At 72.1% G+C, this 10628-nt stretch carries 7 protein-coding genes; 2 read left to right on the top strand and 5 right to left on the bottom strand.

What is annotated here, in order from left to right:
• Positions 1-253 precede the first annotated feature (253 nt).
• Entirely contained in the window at positions 254-2101 is a 1848-nt protein-coding gene (ilvD, locus tag B0E53_RS27400; protein ID WP_107078665.1) for a dihydroxy-acid dehydratase, read from the top strand.
• A gap of 170 nt (positions 2102-2271) precedes the next feature.
• Here the strand turns inward: ilvD and B0E53_RS27395 are convergent, their stop codons facing one another.
• The 4 genes from B0E53_RS27395 to B0E53_RS27380 form a co-directional block, all read right to left on the bottom strand.
• On the bottom strand, positions 2272-4719 hold the full coding sequence (locus B0E53_RS27395; RefSeq protein WP_107078664.1) for a glycoside hydrolase family 2 protein: 2448 nt from the start codon (positions 4717-4719) through the stop codon (positions 2272-2274).
• Positions 4716-5597, bottom strand: a complete 882-nt coding sequence (locus tag B0E53_RS27390) for a carbohydrate ABC transporter permease (protein WP_107078663.1) — start codon at positions 5595-5597, stop codon at positions 4716-4718. Before B0E53_RS27390 ends, B0E53_RS27395 begins: the two co-directional genes overlap by 4 nt.
• Entirely contained in the window at positions 5594-6607 is a 1014-nt protein-coding gene (locus B0E53_RS27385; protein ID WP_107078662.1) for a sugar ABC transporter permease, read from the bottom strand. The genes B0E53_RS27390 and B0E53_RS27385 overlap by 4 nt, the downstream gene beginning before the upstream one ends.
• Before the next feature lie 82 nt (positions 6608-6689).
• A complete protein-coding gene (locus B0E53_RS27380; RefSeq protein ID WP_107078661.1) occupies positions 6690-7973 on the bottom strand; it encodes an extracellular solute-binding protein in 1284 nt (427 codons plus the stop codon).
• Positions 7974-8358: 385 nt separating this feature from the next.
• Between B0E53_RS27380 and B0E53_RS27375 the strand changes: the two genes are divergently transcribed.
• Positions 8359-9378 carry a LacI family DNA-binding transcriptional regulator gene (locus B0E53_RS27375; RefSeq protein WP_107078660.1) on the top strand — a complete coding sequence of 340 codons (1020 nt, stop codon included), beginning with the start codon at positions 8359-8361 and terminating at the stop codon, positions 9376-9378.
• 31 nt (positions 9379-9409) lie between these two features.
• On the opposite strand, the gene B0E53_RS27370 is transcribed toward B0E53_RS27375, so the two are convergent.
• Positions 9410-10628 (bottom strand): GGDEF domain-containing phosphodiesterase (locus tag B0E53_RS27370; RefSeq protein WP_146167786.1); only part of this gene is annotated, 1219 nt, incomplete at its 5' end.

Raw genomic sequence — 10628 nt, 5'->3', positions numbered from 1 at the left:
CGGCGGCGGCCGCGAGCAGCACGTGGGCCCGGCGGTGCGGCCCGCCCCGGCGGCGCGCCGACACGGCGAGCAGGGCGGCGGCACCGGCCGCCGCGAGCCCGCTCAGCACCGCGACGGTGACCATGCCCGGGGACGACTGCACGACGTCAACTGTGCCGGATCGGCGCCCACCGTGGGGCACCGGGTGTGCATCTGTTGGGACACGGCGCGTGTGCCCGGAGGCCGCCGGGCCGGCGGTGTCAGACTGGTAGGCATGCCTGAGCTGCGGTCGAGGACCTCCACCCACGGTCGGACGATGGCCGGCGCCCGGGCCCTGTGGCGGGCCACCGGGATGACCGACGACGACTTCGGCAAGCCGATCGTCGCCATCGCGAACAGTTTCACCCAGTTCGTCCCCGGTCACGTACACCTCAAGGACCTCGGCGGCCTGGTCGCCGACGCGGTAGCCGAGGCCGGTGGGGTGGGCCGGGAGTTCAACACCATCGCGGTGGACGACGGCATCGCCATGGGCCACGGCGGCATGCTCTACTCGCTGCCCAGCCGAGAGCTGATCGCCGACGCGGTGGAGTACATGGTCAACGCGCACTGCGCGGACGTCCTGGTCTGCATCTCCAACTGCGACAAGATCACCCCGGGCATGCTGCTGGCCGCACTGCGGCTCAACATCCCGACCGTCTTCGTCTCCGGCGGCCCGATGGAGGCCGGCAAGACGGTGGCGATCGAGGGCGTCGTCCACTCCAAGATCGACCTGATCGACGCCATGATCGCCTCCTCGAACGAGGCGGTCACCGACGACCAGCTCGCCGAGATCGAGCGCTCCGCCTGCCCCACCTGCGGCTCCTGCTCCGGCATGTTCACCGCCAACTCGATGAACTGCCTCACCGAGGCGATCGGCCTGGCGCTGCCCGGCAACGGCTCGACGCTGGCCACCCACGCCGCCCGCCGGTCGCTCTTCGTCGAGGCCGGCCGCACCGCCGTCGAGATCGCCAAGCGCTGGTACGACGGAGACGACGCGTCGGTGCTGCCCCGGTCGATCGCCACCCGGGCCGCCTTCGAGAACGCCGTCGCGCTCGACGTGGCCATGGGCGGCTCGACCAACACCGTCCTGCACCTGCTCGCCGCCGCCCGCGAGGCGGAGCTGGACTTCGGGGTGGCCGACATCGACGCCATCTCCCGCCGGGTGCCCTGCCTGGCCAAGGTCGCGCCGAACTCGCCGCAGTACCACATGGAGGACGTGCACCGGGCCGGCGGCATCCCGGCCATCCTCGGCGAGCTGGACCGCGCCGGCCTGCTCCACCGGGACGTGCACGCGGTGCACTCGCCGAGCCTGTCGCACTGGCTCGCCGACTGGGACGTGCGCGGCGGCTCCGCCACCCCGGAGGCGGTCGAGCTGTTCCACGCCGCCCCGGGCGGGGTGCGCACCACCGAGCCGTTCTCCACCACCAACCGCTGGTCGTCCCTGGACACCGACGCGGCCGGCGGCTGCATCCGGGACCGGGAGCACGCGTACAGCGCGGACGGCGGGCTGGCCATCCTGCACGGCAACCTGGCGCCGGACGGCTGCGTGGTGAAGACCGCCGGGGTGCCCGAGGAGTGCCTGACCTTCCGCGGGCCGGCCAAGGTCTACGAGTCGCAGGACGACGCGGTGGCGGCGATCCTGGCCAAGGAGGTCGTCGCCGGAGACGTGGTGGTGATCCGGTACGAGGGCCCGAAGGGCGGCCCCGGCATGCAGGAGATGCTCTACCCCACCTCGTTCCTCAAGGGGCGCGGGCTGGGCCGCTCCTGCGCGCTGCTCACCGACGGCCGGTTCTCCGGCGGCACCTCCGGCCTGTCCATCGGGCACGTCTCCCCGGAGGCGGCCTCGGGCGGGCTCATCGCGCTGGTGCGGGAGGGCGACGAGATCGTCATCGACATCCCGGCCCGGTCGATCCGGCTCGACGTGCCCGACGACGTGATCCAGGCGCGGCGGGTGGCCGAGGAGAAGCGTGACCGCCCGTACACCCCGACCGACCGGGTCCGGCCGGTGTCGGCGGCGCTGCGCGCGTACGCCTCGATGGCCACCTCGGCCAGCGACGGCGCGTACCGGCGGGTCCCCGAGTAGTCGGGGCGGCCCGGCCGCGCTGCCGGACCAGGCGTCCAGGGCGATGGCGTCGCCGAGCACCTGCGCGCCGGTGGCGTCGACGGTGGACATGCTCCTCGGCGCTGTGCTCGCCGAGATCTTGGAGAGTTGCCGTCCGCCACGAACGGCAACTCGCCAAGATTCAAGGACGGCTACCGGGTGAGGTCGTTGACGCAGCGCAGGACCGGGCGGGCGGTGAGCGCCGTCGGGTCGAGCGCGGCGGTCGCCGTGACGGTGAAGGTTGCCGACTCTCCCGGCAGCAGGGTGACCAGCGCCTGGTCGACCTGCGCGGCCGGGTCGAGCCGGTCCGGGAAGAGGGTCAGGTCGCGCAGCACCGTCCGCGCGGTCACCCGGACCCGCTGGCCGCCGCCCGCCGGCTCGACCGTCGCGTCCAGCTTTGCGGACGGCCACTCGACCTCCCGGTCGGGGGCGAAGAACCACAGCGCCCGCTCCGCGGTCTCGCCGGCCTCCGCGACCAGCAGCTCCCGCCGGGCCTCGTCCGGCCGCGCCAGCTCCGCCGGCAGCGCCAGCACCACCGAGGAGTACGCGGGGACGTCGAGGTCCACCGAGGTCTTCGCCCTCGGCTCCCCGGTGAGGGTGAGCCGGGTGACCGTGGCCGGCGCGTGCCACGCCTCGCCGGTCTCGTTCACCGCCACCAGCGCCAGCCCGCCGTCCCGCGGCTGCACGGTGAGCAGCCGGTCGGCGTACGCCCGGCGCAGCGCGTACCAGAGCGGCTTGCGCCGGCCGTCGCCGTCGACCGCCGCCCAGGAGGTGACGGGCCAGCAGTCGTTGAGCTGCCAGACGATGGTGCCCATGCAGACCGGCCGGTGCGAGCGGAAGTGCTCGACGCCGAGCTGGATGGCCCGGGCCTGGTTGAGCTGGGTGAGGTAGTGCCAGTCATCGAAGTCGGCGGGCGCCGGCAGGTGTGCGTCGAGGCCGCGCTGAAGCTTGCGGTCCCCGTCGATCGCCTTCTGGTGGTGCGCCATCCCGGGCGAGTCGTGGGCGAGCGGTTCGTCGGAGAGGGCCCGGCGCAGGGTCGCGTACGCCGGGGGCGCCTGGTAGCCGAACTCGGCGACGAAGCGGGGCACGTACTCCCGGTACTTCGTGTAGTCGTCGGTGTTCCACACGTCCCAGATGTGCATGGTGCCGTGCGCCGGGTCGTTCGGGTGCACGTCCTCGCTGCCCGACCAGGGGCTGCCCGGCCAGTACGGCCGGGTCGGGTCCAGCTCGGCGACGATCGCGGGCAGCAGCTCCAGGTAGTAGCCGCGCCCCCAGGTCCGCCCGGCCAGGGGCTCCTGCCAGTCCCAGTCGTACCAGCCCCAGATGTTCTCGTTGTTGCCGGTCCAGAGCACCAGCGAGGGGTGGCTCGCGAGCCGGGTGACCTGCTCCCGCGCCTCCGCCTCGACCTCGGTGCGGAACGGCTCCTCCTCCGGGTACGCGGCGCAGGCGAAGAGGAAGTCCTGCTGCACCAGCAGCCCGAGTTCGTCGGCCAACTCGTAGAAGTCCGCCGACTCGTACCGGCCGCCGCCCCAGATGCGCAGCAGGTTGACGTTCGCGCCCACCGCCTGCGCGAACCGCTCGGCGAGCCGGGCCCGGGTGACCCGGTTCGGGAACGCGTCGTCGGGGATCCAGTTGACCCCCTTGACGAAGACCGGCACGCCGTTGACGTGCAGGGTGAACGCGGAGCCGTGCACGTCGCGGGCGGTGTCCAGGCGAATCGAGCGGAAGCCGATCCGGCGGGACCAGTCGTCCAGCGCCCGGCCGTCCACGGTGGACAGGGTCACGTCGAGGTCGTGCAGGGGCTGGTCGCCGTACCCGACGGGCCACCAGAGCGCCGGGTCGCGGACGGTGAGGGTCGCCACGGCGCGGCGCTCCCCGGCCGGGACGGCGACCTCGACGGCGGCGCCCGCGACGGTGGCGTGCACGGTGAGCGGGTCGTCGCCCGCCCGCTCGACCTCGACGTGCAGCTCCACCCGGCCGGTGCCGCCCTCGACCGTGACCAGCGGCCGGACGGTCGCGAGCCGGGCGGTGGACCAGGCGTGCAGCCCGATCTCCTGCCAGATGCCGGCGGTGACCACGGTCGGTCCCCAGTCCCAGCCGAAGTTGCAGGCGGTCTTGCGGATGAAGTTGAACGGCTCCGGGTACGCGTTCGGCCGGTCGCCGAGCCGGTCCCGGTGCGCCTCCGCGTAGCGGTACGGCGAGTCGAAGCGCACGGTGAGCGTGTTGGCGCCCGGCCGGAGCGACGGGCCGGCCGTGAAGCGGTAGCCGCGGTGCTGGTTCTCGGTGCGGCCGACCTCGGCGCCGTTGAGGGTGACCGTGGCGACCGTGTCCAGGCCGGCGCAGACCAGGTCGACCCGCTCGTCGTCGCCCGGCCGCCAGTCGAAGGTGGTCTCGTAGACCCAGTCGGTCCGGCCGATCCAGCCCAGGCCGTTCTCGTTGTCGTCGAGGTACGGGTCGGGGATGAGGCCGGCCGCCAGCAGGTCGGTGTGCACGCAGCCGGGGACGGTCGCCGGCACCGCCTGACCGGCGACCTCCGGCGGCACCTGCGGACCGGGCACGGCCCGCAGCGTCCAACCCTCGTGCAACGTCTGACGGCTCACGACTTCACCGCGCCTTCCATGATTCCGCGGACGATCTGACGCCCACCGATGAACAGCATGACCAGCAGGGGGACGGTGGCGATGAACGCCCCGGCCAGCACCCGCCGGTAGATCACATAGTTGCCGCTGGCCAGGTCCGAGACCGCGACCATGGAGGTCGGGAATTCGGTGCCGCTCAGCGTGATGAGCGGCCACTGGAAGTCGTTCCAGGTGGCCACGAAGGTGAGCAGCCCGAGCACGGCCAGGGCCGGGCGGATCGCCGGCAGCACGATGTTGGCGTACACCCGCATGGTGGTGGCGCCGTCCATCCGGGCCGACTCGACCAGCTCGTCGGGGACGGTGTTGACGATGAACTGCCGCATGTAGAAGACACCGAACGCGGTGACCAGCCCGGGGGCGATCACCGCGAGCAGGGTGCCGTTCCAGCCGAGCTTGCCCATCACGATGTAGAGGGCCACGATGCCGAGCTGGTTGGGCACGGTCAGGGTGAGCACCACGAAGAGCATCAGCGCGTTGCTGCCCTTGAAGCGCAGCTTGGCGAAGGCGAACCCGGCCAGCGAGCAGAAGAAGAGCACCGAGGCGGTCACCACGGTCGCCACGATGACGCTGTTGACCAGCGAGGCGGCGAAGTAGACGTCCTGGAGGGAGAAGACCTCGTCGACGTTGGTCATGAACTTGCTGCCCGGCACGATCGCCGGCGGCAACTTCGCGAGGGCCTCGTCGCCGCTGGTCGCGATGACGAACATCCAGTAGAGCGGGAACGCGGCGAACAGCATGGTCAGCGCGAGGAACAGGTAGGTCCAGAGCCCGGCCTGGGTCTCCTGCGGGGCTCGGGCCACCAGCCGCGGCTTCCGGCGCGCGGGTGCGACGCTGGTCATTTGCGCCCTCCGGACAGTCGGTTCGTCACCACGTAGTTGACGCCGGCGACGATCAGGATGATCAGGAAGAGAGCCCAGGACATGGCCGCGGCGTAGCCGAGGTTGAGGTCCTTCCAGCCGACCTTGTAGATGAGCTGGGCGATGGTCTGCCACTCGCCGTTCGGCCCGCCGGTGGCGGCCTGGGCGTTCGGGTCGAAGAGCATCGGCTCGGTGAAGAGCTGGAGGCCGCCGATGGTGGAGAGGATGACGGTGAAGAGCACCACCGGCTGGATCATCGGCACGGTGATCCGCCAGAGCTGCTTCCACGGCCCGGCGCCGTCGATCGCCGCCGCCTCGTAGACGTCGCGCGGGATGGACTGCATCGCGGCCAGGTAGAGCAGCGCGTTGTAGCCGATCCACTTCCAGTTGACCATCGTGGCGATGGCGATCCAGGAGTGCAGCTTGTCGGCCCGCCAGTCGATCGGGTCGTCCGGGCCGCCGAGGCCGAACAGGCCGAGCACCCAGTTGGCCATGCCGAAGTCGCGGGAGAAGAAGACGCTGAACACCATGGTCGAGGCGACGATCGGGGTCACGTACGGCAGCAGCACCCCGACCCGCCACCAGGTCTGCGCCCGCAGCTTGCGGTTGAGCAGCGAGGCGACCACGAGCGCGAGCAGCAGCTGGGGCACCGAGGAGAGCAGGAAGATGCCGAAGGTGTTGTAGAGGGCGTTCCAGAAGTCCTCGTCGCCGGAGAGCCGGCTGAAGTTCTCGACGCCCGCCCAGTAGGGCAGCGTCGGGTCGTCGAGCCGGTAGTTGCGCAGCGAGACCACGGCGTTGAAGAGCAGCGGGAAGAGGCCGAACACGATGAAGAGCAGGAAGAACGGCGCGATCATGAGGTACGGCAGGTAGCGCATGTCGAAGCGGTACAGCCGGTTGCGCCAGGTCAGCCGCCGGTCGTCGCCCCCGGAGCGACCGCGCTCCGGCGCGGCTCGGCGGCTCGACGACGCGGGCGCGGCACGGGTGGTGGACATCGGATCACTCCAGGGCCGAGGTGGGTGAGGAGGTCAGGCGGTGACGGGGCCGGCCGTGGCCGGCCCTGTCACCGGTGCCCGGTCAGGACTTGGCGGCCTTGTCGGCCTCCTTGACCGCCTCGCCCCAGGCGGCGTCCGGCTTCAGGCTCTTGTTCTCGACCCGCCGGATCACGTTCTCCACGGCGACCCGGGTGGGACCGTTCTTCTTGCCGAGGTACTGCGGGGTGAGGCCCTGCGCCATGTTGGGGAAGATCTGGCCGACCGGGGCGTTGTTGAAGAACGGGTTCTTGAAGTCGGCGATGGCCGGGTCGGCGTAGAGCGCCGGCTGCGAGGGCAGGTTGCCGACCTTCTTGAAGATCTCGATCTGCTGCTCCGGCGCGACCAGCCACTCCAGCAGCTTGTACGCCTCGTCGACGTGCTTGCCCTGCTTCGGGATGGTCAGGAACGAGCCGCCCCAGTTGCCGCCGCCACCGGGCACCGCGGCGATGTCCCACTTGCCCTGGGTGCCGGGGGCGGTGTCCTTGATGTGGCCGAGCATCCACGCCGGGCAGGCGAGCACGGCGAAGGCGCCGCTCGTGAAGCCCTTGTCCCAGTCGGCCTGGAAGCTGACGAGGTTGGCCGAGAGCCCGGCCTGGACGGCCTTCACGGTGTAGTCGAAGGCGACCTTCGGGCCGCCGTCCATCTGGAGCTGTTCCTGGTCGTTGTAGAAGCCGACCTGCTGCTGGCCGAGGATCGGGTTGAACAGGTTGGTGCCGGCGTCGATGAACTTCTTGTTGGTCTTGGCGGTGTACTGCTGGCCGACCTCGATGAACTTGTCCCAGTCGGGCCAGAGCGCGGAGACCTGGTCCCGCTCGGTGGGCAGGCCGGCGGCCTTGAACAGGTCGGTCCGGTAGCACATGGCCAGGCCGCCGACGTCGGTGCCGAGGCCGATTTGGGTCTTGCCGTCGGCGGAGAGCGACTGCTTCCACTTCCAGGGCAGGTACTTGCTCTCGTACGAGCCGGCGCCCTTGTCCAGCAGGTTGACGAACTTGTCGGACTGGCTGCGGAACTGGACCATGAAGCCCTCGTCGATCGCCGCGATGTCGGGCGCGCCGTTGCCGGCGACGAGCTTCTTCTGCAGGTCCTCGTGCTGGGCGTTGTACTCGCCGGAGTTCAGCTGGATCTTGATGTTCGGGTGTTCGGCCTCGTATCTGGTCTTGAGGTCCTGGAGGCCGAAGTCGCCCCAGAAATTGATCTTCAGAGTGACCTGGCCGCCGGCCGCGCCGGAGCCGCCGGTGGTGCTCTTGCCGCTGCAGGCGGCGACCATGACCAGGCTGACGGCACCCACGGCGGCCGCCCGGGCCCAGTGCGTCCAGGACCGTTTCATGTCATCCTCCGCGCCAAAATGGGAACGCTCCCGAGATCAAGAGACGTTGACTGAACCGGATAAGTGAGCACACCGTACGAGGGACACCCTGGACTGTCAACGGCCGGTTAACAGCGAGGCCGTCCGGTAATCCTCCCGATGCCCTGGGAGCGCGATCATGCGTGGTTGAGCGCTCTCCGGAGCACGATCGGGAGGCCGGGGGCTGGCGGAGAGGGGTGGGTCGGGTCGTACGCTTAACCGCGCAAGTGACGGGCAGCCAGGATCAGTCCCGGGCCGCGCCGCGCCGACGGTGCCGCAGCCCCGTTGCAGTAGCGTGACAGCCGCCGGTCACCCCCGGTTGTCGAAGGTGGCCCCACGCGGGCCGGACGAGTGGAGGAGCGCGCCCGTGAAGCGGCCGACCATCGCCGACGTCGCCCGGCGGGCCGGGGTCTCCAAGGGCGCGGTGTCGTACGCGCTGAACGGGCAGCCCGGCGTGTCCGAGGCGACCCGCCAGCGGATCCTGGCGATCGCCGCCGAGATCGGGTTCAGCCCGAGCAGCGCCGCCCGGGCGCTCTCCGGCGCCACCGCCAAGGCGGTCGGCCTGACCCTGTGCCGGCCCGCCCGGATACTGGGCATCGAGCCCTTCTTCATGGAGCTGATCAGCGGCGTGGAGGCCGAGCTGTCGGCCCGCTCGTACGCGCTGACCCTCCAGGTGGTGGCCGACCAGGAGGCGGAGATCGCGGTCTACCGCCGCTGGTGGGCCGAGCGTCGGGTGGACGGCGTGTTCGTCTGCGACCTGCGCACCGACGACCGGCGGGTGCCGGCGCTGGAGGAGCTGCAACTGCCGGCCGTGGTGATCGGCGGCCCCGGACACACCGGCAGCCTGGCCAGCGTCTGGTCCGACGACGCGGCGGCCCTGGTCGAGACCGTGGAGTACCTGGTCGCGCTGGGGCACCGGCGGATCGCCCGGGTCGGCGGCCTGCCCTCGCTGCTGCACACCGAGATCCGCACCGACGCGTTCACCGAGGTGTGCCGCCGGCTCGGCCTGGACGAGGCCACCACGGTCTGGTCCGACTACACCGGCGAGGAGGGGGCGCGGGCCACCCGCCGCCTGCTCAGCTCCGCCGGCCGGCCCACCGCGGTGATCTACGACAACGACGTGATGGCGATCGCCGGGCTCTCCGTGGCCCAGGAGATGGGACTGGCCGTGCCCGGCGACCTGTCCATCGTGGCCTGGGACGACTCCCCGCTCTGCCAGCTCGTGCACCCGCCGCTGACCGCGCTGGGCCGGGACATCCCCGCGTACGGGGCGCACGCCGCGCGGCAGCTCCTGGCCGTGATCGCGGGCGAGCCGGTCACCGGCCTCCAGGACGAGACCGCCCACCTCACCCCGCGCGGCAGCACGGCTCCCCCACGCCCTCGATGAACCGGTTCAGCGACCCGGCTTGACGACCAGGTCAACGGGGCGTCGAGGGAAACTCCTCGAACCACGCCTCCACCCGCTCGGCGGGGGCCGGGCGGGCCAGCGCGAAGCCCTGCCCGTACTGGCAGCCGGCCCGGCGCGCACCGGCCACCTGGGCGTCGGACTCCAGCCCCTCGACCACCACCTCCAGCCCGAGCCGGTCACCCAGTTTGGCCACCACGTCGATCAGCGGACGCTGCCCGTCGGCACCCGGCCCGACCAGGTGCGGGCCCACCTTGAGCAGGTCGATCGGGAGCCGGCGGAGCTGGGCCAGCGAGGCGTGCTCGGCGCGGAAGTCGTCCAGCGCGGTGCGGACACCGAGCGAGCGGAGCCCGGCGAGCCGGGCCACCACGGTGGACAGCTCGGCGGCCACCGCCGGCTCGGCCACCTCCACGACCAGGCGCTCCGGCGGCACGTCGTACGCGGCCAGCGCGGTCGCGGTGCGGGCCACGAAATCCGGCGCGGCCAGCTCCCGGGCCGTGACGTTGACCGCCATCCACAGCTCCCGGCCCCCCTCCGACCAGTCCGCGAGCTGCCGGCAGGCCCGGTCCAGCACCCACCGCCCGAGCTCGCCGAGCATCTCGAGGTCGGCCGCGACGGGCAGCAGCTCTTCCGGCAGCACCGTGCCCAGCGCCGGGCTGCGCCAGCGCAGCAGCGCCTCGGTGCCCACCGGCAGCCGGTCGGCCAGCGCCAGCACCGGCTGGTAGACCAGGTCCAGCTCACCCCGGGCCACCGCCCCCGGCAGCTCCCGCTCCAGGTCCAGCCGGCGGACCAGTTGCTCCTCCAGGTAGGCGTCGTACCACTCGACCCGGTCCCGGCCGAGCTGCACGGCGCGCCGCCGGGCCAGGTCGGCCTGGCGCAGCACGTCCTCCGGCTCGCCGCCGGTGGTCTCGGCGAGCCCGACGCTGGCCGTGAGCCTGCTCGCCCCGCCCGGCCGCGGATACGGCTCGGCGAGCGCGCCCAGCAGCCGGGTCCCCAGCGCGTACGCGAGCACCGGCCCGAGGTCGGTGAGCACGGCGAACTCGGTGTCGGTGAGCCGGGCCACCAGGTCGTGCGGTCCGGCGCCGGACCGGAGCCGGTGGACGACCTCGGCCTGCACGGGCCCGTCCAGCACCGCCGCCTCGCCGGCGCCGTGCAGGTCGACCACCAGCAGCGCGCCGCTCGTGCGGCGGTCGAGGGCGCGGACCAGCCCGGCCCGGTCGACCGGCGCGGCG

The sequence above is a fragment of the Micromonospora sp. MH33 genome (assembly GCF_003013775.1).
GTDB lineage: Bacteria > Actinomycetota > Actinomycetes > Mycobacteriales > Micromonosporaceae > Micromonospora > Micromonospora fulviviridis.
Note: the sequence above shows the minus strand (reverse complement) of the source record. Positions and strands in the feature narration are given on the sequence as shown.

Coding starts and splice junctions, on each gene's coding strand:
- ilvD (WP_107078665.1), top strand. CDS start 254: ATGCCTGAGCTGCGGTCGAGGACCTCCACCCACGGTCGGACGATGGCC.
- B0E53_RS27380 (WP_107078661.1), bottom strand. CDS start 7,973: ATGAAACGGTCCTGGACGCACTGGGCCCGGGCGGCCGCCGTGGGTGCC.
- B0E53_RS27385 (WP_107078662.1), bottom strand. CDS start 6,607: ATGTCCACCACCCGTGCCGCGCCCGCGTCGTCGAGCCGCCGAGCCGCG.
- B0E53_RS27390 (WP_107078663.1), bottom strand. CDS start 5,597: ATGACCAGCGTCGCACCCGCGCGCCGGAAGCCGCGGCTGGTGGCCCGA.